The sequence below is a fragment of the Bacillota bacterium genome (assembly GCA_013178045.1).
Lineage (GTDB): Bacteria > Bacillota > Ch66 > Ch66 > Ch66 > Ch66.
The window spans coordinates 149160-167829 of record JABLXP010000001.1 but is presented as its reverse complement, the minus strand read 5'-3'; the positions used below and the strand labels follow the sequence as shown (position 1 = coordinate 167829).

At 49.1% G+C, this 18670-nt stretch carries 21 protein-coding genes and 1 riboswitch; of the genes, 4 read left to right on the top strand and 17 right to left on the bottom strand.

All coding sequences use genetic code 11. The features are described 5' to 3' along the window. Positions 1-5: 5 nt before the first annotated feature. The 15 genes from guaB to HPY81_00835 form a co-directional block, all read right to left on the bottom strand. On the bottom strand, positions 6-1460 hold the full coding sequence (gene guaB, locus HPY81_00905; GenBank protein NPV26019.1) for an IMP dehydrogenase: 1455 nt from the start codon (positions 1458-1460) through the stop codon (positions 6-8). A gap of 315 nt (positions 1461-1775) precedes the next feature. Further along, a complete protein-coding gene (locus HPY81_00900) occupies positions 1776-1943 on the bottom strand; it encodes a helix-turn-helix domain-containing protein (protein ID NPV26018.1) in 168 nt (55 codons plus the stop codon). Positions 1944-2092: 149 nt separating this feature from the next. Beyond that, positions 2093-2734, bottom strand: a complete 642-nt coding sequence (locus tag HPY81_00895; GenBank protein NPV26017.1) for a C40 family peptidase — start codon at positions 2732-2734, stop codon at positions 2093-2095. A 50-nt stretch (positions 2735-2784) separates the two neighbouring features. Beyond that, on the bottom strand, positions 2785-3069 hold the full coding sequence (locus HPY81_00890; GenBank protein ID NPV26016.1) for a translation initiation factor 2: 285 nt from the start codon (positions 3067-3069) through the stop codon (positions 2785-2787). Between the two features lie 41 nt (positions 3070-3110). Further along, a complete protein-coding gene (locus tag HPY81_00885; GenBank protein ID NPV26015.1) occupies positions 3111-4271 on the bottom strand; it encodes an LL-diaminopimelate aminotransferase in 1161 nt (386 codons plus the stop codon). A gap of 52 nt (positions 4272-4323) precedes the next feature. Next, entirely contained in the window at positions 4324-5142 is an 819-nt protein-coding gene (locus HPY81_00880) for a PHP domain-containing protein (protein ID NPV26014.1), read from the bottom strand. 37 nt (positions 5143-5179) lie between these two features. Next, complete coding sequence (locus HPY81_00875; GenBank protein NPV26013.1) at positions 5180-6172, bottom strand: membrane dipeptidase; 993 nt, start codon at positions 6170-6172, stop codon at positions 5180-5182. A gap of 101 nt (positions 6173-6273) precedes the next feature. Further along, positions 6274-6534 carry a stage V sporulation protein SpoVS gene (gene spoVS / locus HPY81_00870; GenBank protein NPV26012.1) on the bottom strand — a complete coding sequence of 87 codons (261 nt, stop codon included), beginning with the start codon at positions 6532-6534 and terminating at the stop codon, positions 6274-6276. A gap of 150 nt (positions 6535-6684) precedes the next feature. After that, a complete protein-coding gene (locus HPY81_00865) occupies positions 6685-7470 on the bottom strand; it encodes a TIGR00282 family metallophosphoesterase (protein ID NPV26011.1) in 786 nt (261 codons plus the stop codon). 97 nt (positions 7471-7567) lie between these two features. Then, on the bottom strand, positions 7568-8113 hold the full coding sequence (locus tag HPY81_00860; GenBank protein NPV26010.1) for a hypothetical protein: 546 nt from the start codon (positions 8111-8113) through the stop codon (positions 7568-7570). 125 nt (positions 8114-8238) lie between these two features. Continuing rightward, entirely contained in the window at positions 8239-9768 is a 1530-nt protein-coding gene (gene rny, locus HPY81_00855) for a ribonuclease Y (GenBank protein NPV26009.1), read from the bottom strand. A 342-nt stretch (positions 9769-10110) separates the two neighbouring features. Continuing rightward, positions 10111-11142 carry a recombinase RecA gene (gene recA, locus HPY81_00850; protein ID NPV26008.1) on the bottom strand — a complete coding sequence of 344 codons (1032 nt, stop codon included), beginning with the start codon at positions 11140-11142 and terminating at the stop codon, positions 10111-10113. Positions 11143-11227: 85 nt separating this feature from the next. Next, the gene (gene thpR / locus HPY81_00845; GenBank protein NPV26007.1) at positions 11228-11857 is read right to left on the bottom strand and encodes an RNA 2',3'-cyclic phosphodiesterase; all 630 of its coding nucleotides are present in this window, start codon (positions 11855-11857) and stop codon (positions 11228-11230) included. Between the two features lie 122 nt (positions 11858-11979). After that, complete coding sequence (locus tag HPY81_00840; GenBank protein ID NPV26006.1) at positions 11980-13464, bottom strand: AAA family ATPase; 1485 nt, start codon at positions 13462-13464, stop codon at positions 11980-11982. Beyond that, complete coding sequence (locus HPY81_00835; protein ID NPV26005.1) at positions 13457-14038, bottom strand: hypothetical protein; 582 nt, start codon at positions 14036-14038, stop codon at positions 13457-13459. Before HPY81_00835 ends, HPY81_00840 begins: the two co-directional genes overlap by 8 nt. 159 nt (positions 14039-14197) lie before the next feature. Further along, a riboswitch (TPP riboswitch) is annotated at positions 14198-14308 on the top strand. 65 nt (positions 14309-14373) lie between these two features. Between HPY81_00835 and HPY81_00830 the strand changes: the two genes are divergently transcribed. Genes HPY81_00830 through thiL form a run of 4 tightly spaced genes read left to right on the top strand, consistent with a single transcriptional unit; the run spans position 14374 to position 17260 of the window. After that, positions 14374-14799, top strand: coding sequence for a hypothetical protein (locus HPY81_00830; GenBank protein NPV26004.1), 426 nt, complete (start codon positions 14374-14376; stop codon positions 14797-14799). Then, a complete protein-coding gene (gene thiM / locus HPY81_00825) occupies positions 14792-15619 on the top strand; it encodes a hydroxyethylthiazole kinase (GenBank protein ID NPV26003.1) in 828 nt (275 codons plus the stop codon). The genes HPY81_00830 and thiM overlap by 8 nt, the downstream gene beginning before the upstream one ends. Beyond that, entirely contained in the window at positions 15619-16275 is a 657-nt protein-coding gene (thiE, locus tag HPY81_00820; protein ID NPV26002.1) for a thiamine phosphate synthase, read from the top strand. The genes thiM and thiE overlap by 1 nt, the downstream gene beginning before the upstream one ends. Further along, positions 16253-17260 (top strand): thiamine-phosphate kinase, encoded by a 1008-nt coding sequence (thiL, locus tag HPY81_00815; GenBank protein NPV26001.1) that lies wholly within the window; start codon positions 16253-16255, stop codon positions 17258-17260. The genes thiE and thiL overlap by 23 nt, the downstream gene beginning before the upstream one ends. 28 nt (positions 17261-17288) lie before the next feature. Here the strand turns inward: thiL and HPY81_00810 are convergent, their stop codons facing one another. Further along, a complete protein-coding gene (locus HPY81_00810) occupies positions 17289-18011 on the bottom strand; it encodes an amino acid ABC transporter ATP-binding protein (GenBank protein NPV26000.1) in 723 nt (240 codons plus the stop codon). Beyond that, the gene (locus HPY81_00805) at positions 18004-18657 is read right to left on the bottom strand and encodes an amino acid ABC transporter permease (GenBank protein ID NPV25999.1); all 654 of its coding nucleotides are present in this window, start codon (positions 18655-18657) and stop codon (positions 18004-18006) included. Before HPY81_00805 ends, HPY81_00810 begins: the two co-directional genes overlap by 8 nt. Positions 18658-18670 lie beyond the last annotated feature (13 nt).

Here is an 18670-nt window from a genome sequence, read left to right as displayed (position 1 = left end):
TCCAACTACAGGCTATAGTTAGGAGCTTCTTTAGTGATTTGCACATCATGTGGGTGGCTTTCGCGCAAACCAGCGTTGGTGATGCGCATAAACCGGGTTTTCGTTTGCAACTCTTTGATGTTTCGGCACCCACAGTAGCCCATGCCGGCGCGTAACCCGCCAACCAGTTGGAAGATGGTATCAGCCAATGGTCCTTTATATGGGACCCGTCCCTCAATTCCCTCTGGCACCAGTTTAGGTTGGTCTTCCTGGAAGTACCGGTCACAACTGCCATCTCTCATCGCGCCAATTGAGCCCATACCGCGGTAAACCTTGAAGCTCCGTCCCTGGTAGATTTCGATGTCACCGGGGCTCTCTTCTGTACCGGCTAAGAGGTTACCGATCATCACCACGTTTGCCCCAGCAGCGATGGCTTTTGTGATGTCGCCGGAATATTTGATCCCGCCGTCAGCAATAACCGGAATCCCGTATTTGGCCGCTGCCCGAGCACAGTCGTAAACCGCCGTAATTTGCGGCACGCCAATCCCCGCTACTACTCGGGTGGTGCAAATCGATCCTGGTCCAATCCCGACCTTGATTGCGTCCGCGCCAGCTTTGATCAAGGCTTCGGTAGCCTCCGCTGTGGCCACATTACCGGCGATCAAGTCCTGATCCGGGAAGTGACTCTTAATATACCGTACAGCCTCGATTACTCCCCGCGAATGTCCATGCGCGGTATCAACCACAATCACGTCAACCCCCGCCTTAACCAGGGCTTGCACTCGCTCCAGAGTATCGGCACTGACCCCGACCGCCGCCCCAACCCGGAGCCGACCCCGCGCGTCCTTCGCGGAATTAGGATACTGTCTGGCTTTCTCAATATCTTTAATCGTGATTAGACCGCGTAAATTGTTGTTTTCATCAACAATCGGCAGTTTCTCAACCCGATGACGGCGTAGGATTTCTTTGGCTTGTTCCAGAGTAGTGCCAACCGGTGCAGTAATTAAATTATCTTTCGTCATTACTTCGGAAATCTTCTGATTCATGTCAACTTCAAATCGCAGGTCGCGATTTGTCAAAATTCCTACCAGTTTTCCCTCCACAGTGATGGGAACACCCGATATATGGTAGGTTTCCATCAAGGCCAGGGCATCCGCCACCCGGTGGTCGGGACTAAGAAATATGGGATCCGTAATTACTCCATGTTCAGAACGCTTAACCCGATCAACCTCAAGCGCCTGTTTCTCGATCGTCATGTTTTTATGGATCACACCTAATCCACCTTCACGGGCGATCGCAATGGCCAAACGGGAATCGGTAACTGTATCCATCCCAGCGCTGATGATCGGGATGTTGAGTTTTATCCTGGCTGTCAAATAAGTAGAAACATCCACATCTCGCGGTAAAACATCAGAACTACCGGGAATCAAAAGAACATCGTCAAAAGTTAGTCCTTCTTTAGCAAATTTTTCATCCCACACAACACCTTCTCCTTCCTGCAAGATTCATCTATTACACCACAACGAGACCCCTTTCGTTATTGGCAGTATTATATCACACCAGCTCAAATTTGTACCAGTTAGTTAATTCCAAATCCAACATTAATTCCTCATAAAAATATTGTTTTGTGTTAATGCTAAGAACATTGACCACATTGGCCGAAATTTGAGGGATTAAAATGAAAAAAACCGAAAAATCCACCAAACAAAAAGACCGGGGTAATGTAGCAGCTCAATACTATATCACGCCGGTCTTCTCCTCAGATGTTACATATGGTTTCACCGGTGAACAACCCTTTAATCCCCACCCATTACCGAATCCAGGCCATAGCGTTCAAAATGATTCCGCAAACAGGTAATGGTTTTTTCCGAAACATCGAATTCAACGGCCATTTCCGCATCGGTACGGTTTAGCCGCAGACATTCGATAAACTGGTCGAAATCAATCCCTACTTCTTGAGTCATTTCTTTCAGCCCTGGTCCACGTCCCCAGGGCGGCCAGGAGCCAGTTCCTTGAGGAATAAATGGTTCATGCTGTTCCACACTTTTCACCTCCTGAATCACGACTGATAGTCCTGATCTAGTTTGATCTGGGAACAGGACTACTATACCCCTTAATAAATGCGACGCGCTCCAACGTATTTATCAACATACCAGCTATCATCCATGGAAGTGATAGTAATACCCTGGTACCGGCTGGCGTGGATAAAAAGATTTTCACCCAAATAAATACCCACATGCCCGATCTGACTTTTCCCATCAATGGTAAAAAACACCAAATCACCCGGCTGTAAACTCTCTCGGCTGATCCGGCTGCCGACACTTGCCTGCTCCCCGGCCGTCCGCGGAAGATTTAGTCCATGCAAACTAAACACATAACGGGTAAAACCGGAACAGTCAAAACCGCCTGGTGACTCGCCACCGTATTTATACGAAGTCCCCAAAAAATTCCGAGCACTACTAACAATACCCTGCGCCGTCTCCTTCGCAGCACGGCTGGGTAAAGGCTTAGCTGTTCTAACTATTCGCATCGGTAGGACGCTGACCGGGTTTTCTTTGCTGGCCATCCCTGGTCGAGTAGGTTCGCTCTTGATGTCATTGGACAGGCTGTGGTCTACCACAACACAGTCAGGATTATTATTTTCCTTGGGCACAAGCGCATTTTGGCCTGCCAGTTGAAAACCAGTAAAATTTATAGCGCTACAGTTGGTGAGAACTATCACCGTAACCAAAACTAAGGCGAAAGTTTTTTTCATTTCGCTGCCCTCACGTTAATAAATAAATCCATCTTCCGTACTCGTGATTGTTATTTTTCGACCTGGTTTGACTCTATAAGCAAACGGTTCCTCTTCCACAAAGTCCTGGCGTACCGCTGGTTCGCTCGCTGTAACTTCCGGTTTTCTTCTTGGAGCCTGGCGACCTCACTGCACTTCTCGCGCTCTACTCTTTCCAACAAATTCATTAAAACACGGCGGCTAACACGCAATTGCTCCACCAGGTGCTCCAACTCTTTAATTCGCTTCTGTAAGACTTCGATCCGACGTCGCTCATCCAAGGTCAAGCCACCCCCTGGAAATTCCTTCTGCTGCATAGTATATTCATGGCCTGACCTCAATAATCACTTTTTGTAGTTTATAAATAACAGCCAATCCGCCTGACCGCTTCCTGTAACTGCGTCTCGCTCCCAACCAGAGCCATGCGAACATAGCCCTCTCCTTGTTCACCGAAGGCGATTCCCGGAATAACCAGAACCCCCACTCGTCGGAGAAGGTCGACCGCGAAAGCGTATGATGATTTAAAGCCATCCGGCAATTGTGCCCAGACAAACATGGATGCTTTAGGTTTGTCGATCATCCAGCCAACCTCTGTCAAACCATCAAGCAGGATGTCCCGCCGCCGCTGGTAGGTGGCGGCAGTCTGCCGCACGACATCTTGCGGCCCTAATAGAGCAGCCACACCGGCAATTTGGACAGCTTTAAAAACCCCGTAGTCGATGTTAGACTTAATCCGACTTAAAACAGACAGTACCTCGGGATTACCGACAGCAAAGCCAAGCCGACAACCTGCCATATTATAGGTCTTGGAAACAGAATGAAACTCAATCCCCACTTCTTTTGCCCCTGGTACCTCGAGAAAACTCATCGGTTTAAACCCGTCAAAGGCCAATTCAGAGTAAGCCAGGTCATGGCAAACGATCACTTCATATTCCCTGGCGAATTCCACCACCTGGCTGAAGAACTCTCGATCCGCGGTAGCAGCCACCGGGTTATTCGGGTAGTTTAAAAACATCAGTCTGGCCTGTCGGGCTACCTCCGGTGGTACTTGCTTCAGATCGGGCAAAAATCGCTTTTCTTTAACTAATGGCAGCGGGTATTTGACTCCTTCGGCTAGAAGTAAACCTGCCGTATAGACAGGGTAACCCGGGTCGGGAATTAACGCTACCTCCCCCGGATCAACTAAGCCCAGGAATATGTGGGCCAGGCCATCCTGTGACCCCATCAAAGACAGGACTTCCGTTGCCGGATCCAGTTCTACTCCAAAGCGTCGCTTGTACCAGGTGGCGACTGCCTGCCGAAATTCCGGTAACCCATCAGACAAGGGATAGCCAAAACTATTCGGTTCATCAAGCGCCCTAATCAGAGCCTCCTTTATGTGTGGCGCTGGCGGTAGGTCCGGACTACCGATGCCCAGGTTGATCACCTCAACACCCTGAGCAATTACTTCTAGTCTTAGCCTGTCCATCTCATTGAAAATGGCTGAGGTCAGTTGCGCTACTCGTTTGGCTATTTTCATGAGCGTTCCCCCTTAAAATATCCTCACGGCGAGGCGATTTTTCTATATTCAATCATAACCCTGTTTTCAGAGCGCGTAGTTTCTCGACTACACTGTAGTCGATCTTCAGACCACCCAGCTCACCACGGTAGTCACTGCTGTTACCGTGGAAATCTGACCCACCGGTAACAGCCAAATTATAGTACCTGGCCAATCGTAAATAGTGTTCGGTCTGCTCTGGATCGTGTTCCGGGTAAAACACCTCTAACCCTTGCAATCCAATTTTCACCAAGTCAGGAATCAATTCATCACTGCCGATTAAGCCGGGGTGAGCTAAGACCGGGATACCCTTCGCCCGACGGATGATTTCTACCGCCTCACTGGGTGACAGCTTGTAACGAGGAACGTAGGCTGGGGCACCATAACCAATGTAATTCGTAAAAGCTTCTTGAATGGTCTCGACATATCCCTGCTCGATCATCGCAATAGCGATGTGAGGGCGGCCAATTGTCCCTGCACCGGCCAGCTCCAGAACTCGCGACAGTTCTATATTCAAGCCTAATTGCCGTAATTTTCGGACGATCTTACCTATCCGGTTCAGTCTAGCTTGCCGAAGTTCCTTTAACGTTTGAAGAAATTGCTGATCCTCAAGATCAATAAAATAGCCTAAAACATGGACCTCCTTATTTTTCCACTCGGTATTGATTTCAATCCCGGGGATCACCTCTAGCTTTTCCCCGGCCACGGTGATCGCTGGGGAACAACCATCAATAATGTCGTGGTCGGTGATGGCGATCGCCCGTAAGCCTAAATCAACGGCCTGACCGACAACCTGTTGCGGTGAAAGCAACCCATCCGAGGCTGTAGTGTGGATATGTAAATCTACACACATGCTCTATCCTCACATAACTAGTTTTCTGTGAAACGTGCTAACCAATTACTTGCTTCAACACGCGCAAAAAATTTCCTCCCATTATTTTTTGAATCTCCTCCCCTGAATATCCCCGTTTTAGAAGACCTTCTGTCAACTGTGGCAACCGGGTGACGTCTTCCAGTCCTGGCAAGGTGGTTTCCGTCCCGTCAAAATCCGAACCAATTCCAACGTGGTCCACTCCCACCAACTGAGTGACATGCTCAATATGATCGAGGACACGGGTTACAATGGCTTTATCATCTTCCGCCAGGAACTCCGGCACAAATGTAATCCCCACAACACCCCCTACATTGGCCAGGGCTGTGATCTGATCATCAGTTAAATTACGGGGATGCGGAACCAGGGCGTAACAGTTCGCGTGAGAAGCAATTACCGGGTGCTGTGTTTCCTGGATGACATCCCAAAATCCCGCTTCAGACATGTGCGATACATCGATCAACATGCCCAGGCGGTTCATTTCCTGGACGACAGCCCTGCCATACAAAGTTAGACCGCCCTGTGTTTCTCTTTCCCCCACCCCATCAGCCAACTGGTTGCGTTGATTCCAGGTCAGACCCAAGGAACGCACGCCGAGTCGATATAATATCCGTAAATAGGCCAGGTCGCCTTCGACCGGTTCTCCTCCCTCCACGCTGAGCAGGGCAGCGATTTGCCCAGACTGAATAGCTTTGGTAATGTCCATCATCCGACGCACAAGCCGTACGTACTGGCTATTTTGGGCCAGTTGTTGATGAAAAAAGTCGATCAGCTGTAACACTCGCTTGAGGGACCTTTCCGGTTTATATTCGGTGGCGATATACGCCGCAAAGAACTGAACTTTAACACCCACAGCCAACAAACGCGCAAAATCAAGCTGGGCGGCTGGGAAATGAGCCAAATTGGCTCCTGCACGATAAGCCCGTTCGATGGTGTCGCAGTGGGCATCGATGATGATTGTATCCCGGTGGATCCGGGCCGTAATTTCTGCTGCGTTTTCTCTCCTCGCCACGTGGTTTCCCTCCTAGATTAGAGTGAAGAATTATAAAAACCTGTTTATTTTAGCCAAATAAACAGGTTTCACACATGCTTGCTATTTTGTCCACACTATTCCTACCGTGGTTCAACGATCAACTTAATGGCGGTTCTTTCTTCACCATCAATCTGAATATCAGTAAAGGCCGGGATGCAGATTAGATCAACTCCACTTGGAGCAACAAACCCTCTGGCAATCGCCACTGCTTTGACGGCCTGGTTTAACGCGCCAGCCCCAATAGCTTGAATCTCAGCAACTCCCCGCTCTCTTAACACTCCTGCGAGTGCCCCGGCCACTGAGTTTGGACTGGATTTAGCTGAGACTTTTAATACTTCCATTAAAATTACCTCCTTTAATGTTAGAACAGATGCTTTGAATCATTGTCTTGATATAGTATATTCTCTTTAATGTTGCGAATATCCTCCTAATTTGTAAAATTAATTCTTTTATAGTGTTTCATTCGACACTTTTCGTTATTTTTCGCCTATTTACGATTCTAAGATCATCTGTAAACGCCTGATGTCGATTGCTTTACCTGTTAAGGGCTCCAGATCAACCAGTACACCGTTAAATTGCGCCATTCCTCTGGCTGCTTCAAAATGAACCGGCAACTGGGTAGTAAACTTGGTAATGACCTGATCGATTTTCACCCCTAGCACAGAATCACGTGGTCCAGTCATTCCCACATCCGTTATATAGGCGGTTCCACCAGGTAAAACCCGCTCATCTGCGGTTTGCACATGGGTATGCGTCCCTAAAACCGCACTAACCCGGCCGTTAAGGTACCAACCAAATGCGACCTTCTCAGAGGTAGCTTCAGCATGAAAATCTACGATTATGTTCGGAGTAGCTTCCCTAATCTCCTGAATCAATTGATTGGCTAACCGAAATGGGCAATCAAGCGAGTTTAGAAAAACCCGACCCGACAGGTTGATTACCCCAACTTTAAATCCTTCTGCCGCTGAAAAAATAAGAAAACCCTTCCCCGGCGTTCCAAGTGGGTAATTAGCCGGACGAAGGATTCGATCATCATAATCAATAAAATCAAAGATTTCCTTTTTGTCCCAAACGTGATTGCCCATGGTCAGGATATCAACCCCGTAAGAATACAATTCTTCAGCGATAGCTTGGGTAATCCCGTTTCCACCGGCAGCGTTCTCCCCGTTGGCAATGACCAAGTCAACCTTGTGCTCTTTAATGATTTGGGGCAAGAGTTCCCGAACTATTTTTCTGCCAGCCCGGCCCACAATGTCCCCGATCATTAATATCCGCACAAATCTCCCCCCAATAAGCAAATTTTAAATTGTTGTATCCCAAAATTAGTCTGGTAGTCCCCAGTGCCATGGGGGAAAATTAACCATACCATCTTTCCTATTTATTGAATACCAGAACGCGGCCCTCTTCACGAAAGGCAACCAGTTTCTTTTCTTGTTCACAGCACCTTAAGCTCTCTAGCATCTGTCGGATCAAGTCTTCCTGCAAGAGAATTTCCTCTTCCAGCATCCCCTCGCTCTCCTCGGTCATAATCAGGGAACCAAATTGCTGGTGCAGGATGGCCATTAATAAGGCAATTTCGTCATAATCCAGGGACTCGATGTCTCGACTAATTTCCAAGAGTGTTAACTGTTTACAAAAAGTAGCTGTCACTTCGACCACACCTGGTTCCCGGCCCTCTAAATGATTATAAGCATCAACCATAGTGACCAGCTTTTCCCGGAATAAATCAATCTCCTTATTCGTTACCACTTGTGAGAGAATAAAAGTAAACTTTAGTAGTCGTCTGGCTGGTTCAAAATTAATTGTCCCAACTTCCGGGTAACGCATCATAATTGATGTCAAGAGTTCAACGCTATCGGAGCCGGCATGCACCGTCCTAGTTTTTATGTACACAGTAGTGGTCGCCTTCCTTTCGGTCATAAGTGTTGATATTATTTCGCGATCTTTAAACAAAATCCTTCTTTTTTTCTCTCTATTTCGATTTAAGCGATTTGAAAAAACTGGCCTCAACCGAGACCAGTTTTTAATGTCTAAAATCAAACAATTTACTTGGCGTAATCAACCACCCGGGTCTCTCTGATTACCACAACCTTAATCTGCCCGGGGTATTCTAGTTCGCTTTCAATTTTCTTAACGATATCGCGGGCGATGCGCACTGAGGTTGCATCATCAACCTTATCAGGTTTAACCATAATCCGGATCTCCCGCCCCGCCTGAATAGCGTATGATTTTTCGACGCCTTCAAAAGAATCCGCGATTTCTTCTAGTTTCTCAAGCCGTTTGATGTAGGCTTCAAGGGTCTCCCGGCGTGCTCCTGGTCTGGCTGCCGAGATAGCGTCAGCCGCCTGTACCAGAACCGCCTCAATAGTCTGAGGTTCAATATCACCGTGGTGGGCCATAATCGCATGAATTACCTCGGGCCCCTCTCGATATTTCTTGGCCAGATCCGCACCGATATTGACGTGGGGACCACTGACTTCGTGGTCAACTGCCTTACCGATATCATGAAGAAGGCCCGCTCGTTTTGCCAATTGCACATCAGCACCAAGTTCAGCAGCCATGGCCGCGGCTAAATGGGATACTTCAATTGAATGCTTTAAAACATTTTGGCCATAACTGGTTCGGTACTTCAGCCGCCCGAGTAACTTAATCAGTTCGGGATGCAGACCATGAACCCCTGTCTCGAACGCAGCCTGTTCTCCTTCTTCCCGGATTTTCTGGTCAACTTCCTTCTGGGCTTTTTCCACCATCTCCTCAATACGAGCCGGGTGAATTCGCCCGTCCAAAATTAGTTTTTCCAGAGCCAGTCGAGCTATTTCCCGTCTGATCGGGTCAAAACCGGAAAGAATCACGGCCTCCGGTGTATCATCGATAATCAGGTCAATACCGGTCAGGGTCTCGAGTGTACGGATATTCCGTCCTTCACGCCCAATAATCCGCCCCTTCATCTCATCGTTCGGTAAAGCCACAACTGATACAGTGGTCTCGGCCACAACATCAGCGGCGCAGCGTTGAATAGCCAGGGTAATGATTTCTCTCGCCTTTTTCTCCGCCTCTTCTTTGGCCTGAGTCTCCATATCCTTGATCATGACAGCAATCTCATGCTTAATTTCATCCTCAACCTTACTCAAAAGCAACTGGCGAGCCTCGTCCCAGGTTAACCCGGACAAACGTTCTAATTCCGTTAGCTGCCGCTCATGGATTCGCGCCAACTCCTCTCTGAGCCGGTCAACCTCGGCTTCTTTTCTTTGCAAAGCGTCTTCTTTGCGCTCCAGGCCCTCCATCTTGCGATCGAGCGTTTCTTCCTTTTGCAACAAGCGGCGTTCCAACCGTTGCAGCTCGTTCCGGCGCTCCCGGTTTTCCCGCTCGGCTTCAGAACGGAGTTGGTGAATTTCCTCTTTTGCCCCCAGGATCGCTTCCCGCTTTTTGGCCTCTGCCTCTTTCTCGGCTTCCTCAATAATTTTTCGGGCAGCTTCTTCCGCTGAATTGATCCTGGCCTCCGCTAAAGCCTTACGGACCAGAAATCCAATCAGAACACCAATAACTAGAAGTATTGCCCCAATTAAATAATTGATAATATAGTTTCACCTCCTTGTCATAGAAATAGGTCTAGGTTTGCTAGACAAAAAATTAAACCGAGTAGAAACTCGGTTACGTTTAGAAACTTTCCTCCACTGTTTATAAGCAACATAAACACGGGTAGGCTGTTCCTCGTGACTCAAAGCCAGAGTTTTGCTCTTTTTCTTATATCTCCAAAAAACCGCTAAAAATCCCCACCAGCCTGTTCTGGTAGAGTATAGTTTTTTATCTATATAAGAAACCCGCTCAGTGGTAGGAAGTATTCCAAAGTCCAGTTTCTCCCATCCTCCATTCTATTCTTTTTTATCAGGGTTGTCAAGCCTTGTGCCTAATCCGTCCTACTCTATGTTCTCGGTTTCATCTGCCAGTGGAAGGGATTTCAACTGTCCACCACTTAAAGCTTGTCTGATTTTAGCTTCGATCTCAGCCGCTATCTCCGGGTGTTCTTTAAGGTACTCTTTGACATTTTCCCGTCCCTGCCCAAGTCGCTCGCCGCCGTAAGAATACCAAGCCCCACTCTTACTAATAATATCCAATTCTACCCCGATGTCAATCAGACTACTTTCCCGGGATATGCCCGTACCGTACATAATATCAAACTCAGCCTGCTTAAAGGGCGGGGCAACCTTATTCTTCACCACTTTAACCCGGGTACGACTACCAACCACTTCTGAACCTTGTTTTAAGGTCTCGACCTTCTTAACCTCCAACCGAACCGAGGCGTAAAATTTCAGGGCACGCCCACCAGGCGTGGTCTCAGGTGAACCATACATCACCCCGACCTTTTCCCGGAGTTGGTTAATAAAGATGGCTACCGTGCGCGATTTGCTGATCGCCCCAGTCAGTTTGCGCAGGGCCTGTGACATCAACCGCGCCTGAAGCCCCACATGCTGATCTCCCATCTCTCCTTCCAGTTCTGCCCGGGGAACAAGCGCAGCCACTGAATCAACCACCACCACGTCAATCGCCCCGCTGCGCACTAAGGCTTCAGCGATTTCCAGCGCTTGTTCACCGGTGTCCGGTTGCGAAACCAGAAGATTATCTATATCAACCCCGAGCTTACGGGCATAGATAGGATCTAAAGCGTGCTCAGCATCAATAAAAGCGGCTGTCCCCCCCATCTTCTGCGCCTCCGCGACAATGTGCAGGGCGACCGTCGTCTTGCCCGAGGATTCCGGACCGTAGAGCTCAATCACCCGCCCACGGGGCACCCCGCCGACACCTAACGCCAGGTCTAAAGTCAGGGCACCGGTGGGAATAGTCTCAACCACCATCTTAGTCGCTTCCCCTAACTTCATAATTGAACCCTTGCCAAATTGTTTCTCAATTTGCCCGATAGCCATTTCTAAGGCCCGCTGCTTTTCGGACATAATTTTCTCCTCCTCCAAAACACTTGTTCGGTATGGCTAAATTATAGACAAATTTCTAATTCCTGTCAACCGAACATAAGGTAAATTAATTGGGCCGGAGTAAAATTTCAGCCAGAGTGGTATAAATCGGTCCCCGCCGGGTCAATTCGCTCTGCATAAACGAAACGCCTTTCACCAACCAAGAACCCATCCGTTTAAACTCCTGTCCCTCTACCCACGGCCGGAGGTCTACCGGAAGCGCGCCATTTCTGACCCGCCCCAACGTAATGTGAGGATGAAACCTCGCTTTTTCCCTGGGCCATCCAAGGTTGACCAGGGCTGTCTCAATCCCGTCGTATACCCGATTCAGTTCATTCAGGTTACCCCCCACCCCGAGCCAGAGCACTCTGGCCCGATTTGAGTTTGGAAATCCGCCAATTCCTTCGGCAACCAGAGAAAACGGGGAGATTCCTTCCACTCCGTCATTCAAGGCCGTCCAAACTCGCTTTACCGCGTTTTCATCAGTATCACCCAAAAACTTCAGGGTGAGGTGCAAATTTTCAGCTTCAACCCACTTGACCCCGTTTATTTCCTGCATCAACTGGTTTTGACGCTGGAGCACTACTCGTTGTAATTCAGAAGATAATTTGATCGCAATAAAAGTTCGTATACTCACCTGTTTGCACCTGACCTGATTTTGCTTCTGGAGCAATTCGTCAATCACTTTTTCTATCATGGGCAAGCTCTCTTTTTCTGGCAATAGCCAATATTACATATTTTCGTGATATCTAATAAATTTCCTTTTTTGTTCTGACTAAAAAGAGTGAGCCTGAAACTTTTTTGTCTCAGGCTTAATGTTTACGAAGCTTTGCTTACACTATTATAAAGGTAGGCACGCAATTCCTCGCCAGGTAAGCTTTCGTTGTCCAGCAATACCTTGGCGATCCCGATGATGCTACTGCGGTACCGCTCAACCAGACGCTTTACCTGAAACTCCTGTTGAGCAATGATATCTTTTATAGCTTGGTGCATTGTTTCTGAGGAGATGTTCTCCTCGCAGATAATCCCCAGAGGAGACAATCCAGCACTGATGATCTTTTTGGCCAGCCGGACAGCCTCTTCAAAATCATTAGACGAGCCCGTGCTCCGCTCTCCTAACACCACTTCCTCGGCAACTGCTCCGCCCAGGCAAATCATAATCTGCTTCTCAATAAAATCCCGGGTATAAAGGTACTGGTCGTTTTCGGGTGTCCGTCGAACGTAACCCAGCGCGCCACCCCGGGGAGAAATGGTCACCCGGGCCACCGAATTTGCTCGCACCACTTCACTCACCACCGCGTGACCAGCTTCATGAACTGCTACCCGTTCAAGTTCATCCTGCGTTGGTTTGCGATCAAGTTTTTCTCCCATGATTACCTTGTCAATCGCCTCGCGCAAGTGATGTTGAGTAATCACCTTTGCTCCCTCACGCAAGGCTAAAACTGCGGCTTCGTTGGCCAGGCTCTCTAAGTGAGCCCCGGAAAAACCAAAGCTCTCCCTGGCGATTTGCTCAAGATCAACTTCATCATCCAGCGGCTTATTCTTCGTATGCAATCGGAGGATTTCTAAACGTCCTGCTTTATCGGGAAGGTCGACCCGCACCTGTCGGTCAAACCGGCCGGGACGAAGCAAGGCTGGATCCAGCATGTCCATCCGATTGGTCGCCCCAATCACCAGCAAACGAATATCGTCCTGGTTAGAGATTCCATCCATCTCGACCAGGAGTTGGTTCAAGGTCTGATCATATTCCAGGTGGCTGGTGTGCGATCCCCTTTTACCACCAAGCACCTCAATCTCATCAATAAATATGATCGCGCTGTTTTTCCCCTGACGTTTAGCCTGTTCGCGTGCGCTTTTGAATAGACTTCTAACCCGTTGCGCCCCGACTCCAGCATACATTTCAATAAATTCAGAGCCGGAAGCAGCCAGGAATAAAGACCGCGTATAAGTAGCGGCTGCTTTCGCCAGTAAAGTTTTTCCCGTTCCCGGCGGACCGGTTAAAAGAATTCCCTTTAATGGTCGAATACCCATTTCACGAATTTTGTCCGCCTGAATTATAAATTCCAGTGCCTCTTTCAATTCTTGCTTGGCCGTGGCTTGTCCACCAATGTCTTCAAAAGTGAACTCCGTCCGCAGTCCATACTCACCGATTACCGTAGACTTCAACAGGCCCTTCTTCTCAACGATGAAATAGAAGGTAGCGATCAGCCCTCCCATCAACAAAAACGGAGCAACATTGACTCCCATAAACGCCAGAAAAGCCAAAATTCCCAGGCCGACACCCACCAGAATCTCTTTAATCACTGGCTTTACCCCCTTGTCCTTCCAAGGCCATTCTTGTTGGAGCCAGTTGATTACCCAGCACTGAACCCCTCGGAAGAACAGCGTAAAGAAAGTTTTGGTCTTGATGCAGTTGCAGGTAGAGGTAATTTTCGTCTATATACAATCCGTAGCGGTCAAGACCAGCACCTTTAGCTAACTGCTCAATTACACTAGCCATGTGAGTAAAGTTTCCCTGGACGATCGCTTCATACAGGGCAAACTGGGAAGCATGCCAAACCCGTTCCAGATTCGGCGTCCGGGTATCAATAATCCTGAGCTCCCAATTCTTTGACCCCATATGTTTCCGGACCATTTCTTCTAACTCACGATAAGTATCCTGCAGGTTCTTAACTTCGCCCAATTCAACCGTAATCACCACCCGGTCAGCCTCCTGCTCAATCTGCAGGTTGTGAACATCACTGTTCTGGGCTAGGAGCGCCGCCAAAGGTTGCTGAACAAAATACCGTTGGTAAATGAAGTTGCCTCCCACGAGCACGGTGAAGGTCCCAATCATGACCAGCAGAGCAACGATAATGCGTATGTCTTTCACCTTCATAGGGAGTCAACTCCTTTCTCTAACCCGCTGTAACCTACGAGACATTATACCACAAGCCGATAGTCAGGTTCTTTAGGAGATGTCTGGAAAGTCTGTCCCTGAGTTTTATATCTTTACACCTCAAACCAGATATGGTATATTGAAGGAAATTAAAGAACGTATAACCGCTAGGGGAGCTCGTTAAAACAGAGCTGAGAAATGGCATGAAGCCGTTGACCCTTTGCACCTGATCTGGGTAATACCAGCGTAGGGAAGCGGGTGAGAAATCAACCGTGAAACCTGGATCAGGCTTCACGGTTTTTGCTGTTTATTTAACTCGGGGGAGGTGAAATTCAATGCATACCATCTATCGGATTATCGATGCCAACCTTAATCGAGCACGTGAAGGATTGCGCGTAGTCGAAGAAGTCGCCCGCTTCATCCTGAACGACCAAGTTCTAACAGACAGTATAAAACAGTTGAGACACGACCTACTTCAGGCTGAATTTAGCATTCCCAATGCATCTGAACTCCTGGTAAAACGAAACACCGACGGTGATGTGGGCACAGAGTTAGCCAGAGATGGTCAGACACCGAGGGTAAACTTAACTGACCTGGTGCGGGCCAACCTTCGTCGAATTCAGGAAGCCATGCGGGTGCTGGAGGAATTCGGGAAACTATTGTCTCCAGAAATCGGGGTCAGTTTCAAAAAAATCCGTTATCGCTGTTATACTCTGGAACAAACAATAATTAATAAATTAGGAGGAATATCTCGTGCTTAACCAAATTGTCAACCGCTTCAATCAACTGCGTAAGTCCAAACCGCTAATCCATCATATTACCAATCAGGTAACGATCAATGACTGTGCCAACATTACCCTTGCAATGGGTGCGTTGCCTGTCATGGCCCATGCCCGAGAAGAAGTCGAAGAGATGGTCACGATGGCCGGCGCCCTAGTGCTTAATATCGGTACCCTCACTCCTGACCAGATCAAGGCCATGATTCTCGCTGGCCAACAGGCAAATGCGAAAAATATCCCAGTCATCCTGGATCCGGTCGGTGTTGGCGCCACCAGACTTAGAACAGACAGCGCGCGGGCAATTTTGCATGCCGTCAAGGTAACGGTTATCAAGGGTAATTCGGCGGAGATCGCCATCCTGGCTGGCCTGCAAGGAGAAATCAAAGGAGTAGAAGCGGTTGGCGTTACCGGTGATCTAGCAGAAGGAGCGACTCGACTAGCTAATACCCACCAAACCACCGTCGTCGTCACCGGACCACGCGACCTCATCACCAACGGTCAGATCTGGGCCTATGTAGACAATGGGCATCCTCTGATGGGAACGATCACTGGCACCGGGTGTATGGCTGCCTCCGTGATTGCCACTTTCGCCGCTGTAGAACGAGATCCCGTCCTGGCTTCCCTTGGCGCTCTCGTCTGCTTTGGGATCGCTGGAGAATTAGCCGCCCAAAGGCCTGAAACTACTGGGCCAGCCAGTTTTAAAGCCGCTTTCTTCGACAGCCTGTATAATCTGGATGAACAAACAATCCGGCGTATGGGGCGCTTCACTATTGAAAATTGCCAGGGAGGTCAGGTTAATTAATGTTTTTTAACGGAACCTTATATGTCATCACCGATCAGCAGTTGTCTTCTCCTCGTAGCAACCGAGAGGTGATTACCCAAGCCCTGGCTGGAGGAGCAACAGCAGTTCAACTGAGGGAAAAAGCACTTCCTGAACGTCAACTCTGGCAGCAAGCAGTAGAACTGCGAGAAATCACCGCCAGAGCGGGTGCTGCATTCATTATCAACGACCGGGTTGACCTTGCCCTCGCCGTTGACGCAGATGGCGTTCACCTCGGGCAGGATGATTTGCCAGCCGAAGTAGCCCGAAAGTTATTAGGCCCTGGGAAAATCCTTGGGATTTCCGTCACCTCCGTCGCCGAAGCCCTGGCTGCTCAGGCAGCAGGAGCCGACTATCTTGGGGTCGGACCTATTTACCCAACGACCACTAAAAGTGATGCGCGGGATATCGTCGGTCTTGCTGGATTAAAGGAAATCCGTCAGGTCGTTTCCCTCCCCCTGATAGCCATCGGAGGCATCAACCTGACCAATATTCGCGAGGTGATTTCGGCTGGAGCTGATGGGATCGCGGTTGTTTCTGCTATTGTTACTGCTCCAGACATTGCCAAGACAACCCAGGAAATGCTGACTGAAATTTTGCATAGGAGTAGGATGTATGAAACTGCACGAAATTGGTGAGTTCGGTCTAATTAACCGCATAAAACCTTTGTCCATCTGTAATCCGTCTACTGTTCTGGTTGGGATCGGCGATGATGCCGCAGTCCTGCCGCAGCAGCCCGAACGGGTCCTGCTGGCCACCGCCGATATGCTGGTAGAAGGGATCCATTTTCGGCGAGAATGGACTTCCCTGGCGGATCTAGGCCACAAAGCCATGGCCATTAATTTAAGCGATATCGCTGCCATGGGAGGACGGCCTTTAAGTGCCCTGGTCACCATCGCCCTGCCACCCAGTCTCACGGTAGAAGAAGTGGAAGAGTTATACACCGGGATGATTCAACTGGCTCGGCAGTTTGGGGTAAACATCGTGGGTGGAGACACCGTCCGCTCCACCGGCGGTGTGTGTCTCAGTCTGACGCTTTTAGGCGAGGCAACGCCGGACCATGTTGTCTTACGGTCAGGCGCACAGGTAGAAGACGTGATCGTGGTCACTGGCGACCTGGGGGCTTCAGCCGCTGGTCTGCACGTACTGGCCAATGCCCCTGTTTGCCATCTACCCGAAACCAAAGCAGTCATACGCCGCCACCTCCGACCAGAGCCACGGGTCGAGATCGGGCAGCGGCTGGCGGCCACCGGTCTGGTTACGGCAATGAATGACATTAGTGATGGATTGGCCAGTGAAGTTACAGAAATCTGCAGTGCCAGTCAAACCGGGGCCGTGCTTTGGGTTGAGGCTCTGCCGATCTCGACCACTACGCGCGCCATTGCCCGTCACTTTAACGCAAAAGAAATAAACTGGGCGCTGTACGGCGGTGAGGATTATGAACTGGTTTTTACCACTGCTCCTGCCAATCTGCCCAGTTTGACCGAGGTTATAGCCGATACTGGCTGTCCATTAACTGTGGTCGGAGAAATTTTACCGGCTCCCGCTGGCCGCTGGCTGCAGAGTGCCAACGGTTCAAGGACGGAACTTACACCACGCGGATTCAACCACTTTTACGAGTGATTAACGGTTCAATAACCCCAAACATCGATTACAACACTTTACTTAAAAACTCCCTGGTTCGCTCGTGACGCGGATTAGAAAAGATATCCGTGGGTTCGCCTTCTTCTAAGAGCCGCCCGTCGTCCATAAATAAAACCCGGTCGGCTACCTCACGAGCAAAACCCATTTCGTGCGTGACCACCACCATCGTCATCCCTTCTCGGGCGAGGTCTTTCATCACATCGAGGACCTCGTTAATCATTTCTGGGTCGAGAGCCGATGTTGGTTCATCAAACAACATTATATCCGGCCGCATGGCCAACGCTCGGGCGATCGCCACCCGCTGCTGTTGTCCACCCGACAGTTGACTGGGATAGGCCTGGGCCTTATCCGCCAAGCCAACCTTTTTCAGCAGGTCAAAAGCCACAGCTTCCGCATGCTCGCGTTTTTGCTTCAACACCTCCAGCGGTGCCATGGTAATATTATCCAATGCAGTGCGGTGAGGAAAAAGATTAAACTGTTGAAAAACCATACCGATCCGACGGCGAATCAGATTGAGGTCAGTTCGGGGATCGGTCAGCGATACTCCATCAACAAAAATCTCGCCACTGGTAATGCTCTCCAACTGATTGAGGCACCGCAAGAAGGTACTCTTGCCGGAGCCACTGGGTCCAATAATCACTATAACTTCTCCAGGATTCACAAACAGACTGATATCTTTTAAGACGTGGAGGCGGCCAAATTTTTTATTCAGTTTTCTTACTTTAATCACCCGTCCTCAACCTCCTCTCCAGGTAATTCGCCAGCTGTGACAGGATGAACGTCATGATAAAGTAAATAACACCAACAGCGGAGAGCAAAGGAATCGCCTGGTATGTTCTAGTCACAACAATAACCCCGGCCCGCATTAACTCTGTGATCGAAAGAATCGAGACCAAGGAAGAGTCTTTAAGCATAGCAGTAAATTCGTTAACCATCGGTGGAATCATCTGGCGAAAGGCCTGGGGCAGGATGACTTTGCGCATGGCCTGGGAGTAAGTCATGCCCAAAGAGCGTGCGGCTTCCATCTGGCCTTTGGGAATAGCTTGAATCCCTGCCCGGACAATCTCAGCGGTGTAACCCCCACAGTTAGCTGCCAAGGCCACGACGGCAGCTGTGACCTCATCCAAATTGATTCCTAATTGACCCAGACCAAAAAAACAAAAGTAGATCTGTAAAAGGAGCGGTGTACCACGGATTATCTCGACATAAGCTGTAGCGACGCCATAGATAAGCTTGTTCTTGGAGATGCGGGCCATCCCCACGAAGGTACCAATAATCGTTCCAAACAGCACCGCTAATCCGGTCAAGGTGAGGGTTACCCTCGCCCCTAACAGTAAACTAGGCAATGAATCCAACACGATATCTAAAGCACCCATTTTTTCTCCCCTT

Coding starts and splice junctions, on each gene's coding strand:
- HPY81_00900 (NPV26018.1), bottom strand. CDS start 1,943: ATGACTCAAGAAGTAGGGATTGATTTCGACCAGTTTATCGAATGTCTG.
- HPY81_00895 (NPV26017.1), bottom strand. CDS start 2,734: ATGAAAAAAACTTTCGCCTTAGTTTTGGTTACGGTGATAGTTCTCACC.
- HPY81_00890 (NPV26016.1), bottom strand. CDS start 3,069: ATGCAGCAGAAGGAATTTCCAGGGGGTGGCTTGACCTTGGATGAGCGA.
- HPY81_00885 (NPV26015.1), bottom strand. CDS start 4,271: ATGAAAATAGCCAAACGAGTAGCGCAACTGACCTCAGCCATTTTCAAT.
- HPY81_00880 (NPV26014.1), bottom strand. CDS start 5,142: ATGTGTGTAGATTTACATATCCACACTACAGCCTCGGATGGGTTGCTT.
- spoVS (NPV26012.1), bottom strand. CDS start 6,534: ATGGAAGTATTAAAAGTCTCAGCTAAATCCAGTCCAAACTCAGTGGCC.
- HPY81_00860 (NPV26010.1), bottom strand. CDS start 8,113: ATGACCGAAAGGAAGGCGACCACTACTGTGTACATAAAAACTAGGACG.
- recA (NPV26008.1), bottom strand. CDS start 11,142: ATGTCCGAAAAGCAGCGGGCCTTAGAAATGGCTATCGGGCAAATTGAG.
- thpR (NPV26007.1), bottom strand. CDS start 11,857: ATGATAGAAAAAGTGATTGACGAATTGCTCCAGAAGCAAAATCAGGTC.
- HPY81_00835 (NPV26005.1), bottom strand. CDS start 14,038: ATGAAGGTGAAAGACATACGCATTATCGTTGCTCTGCTGGTCATGATT.
- HPY81_00830 (NPV26004.1), top strand. CDS start 14,374: ATGCATACCATCTATCGGATTATCGATGCCAACCTTAATCGAGCACGT.
- thiE (NPV26002.1), top strand. CDS start 15,619: ATGTTTTTTAACGGAACCTTATATGTCATCACCGATCAGCAGTTGTCT.
- thiL (NPV26001.1), top strand. CDS start 16,253: ATGAAACTGCACGAAATTGGTGAGTTCGGTCTAATTAACCGCATAAAA.
- HPY81_00805 (NPV25999.1), bottom strand. CDS start 18,657: ATGGGTGCTTTAGATATCGTGTTGGATTCATTGCCTAGTTTACTGTTA.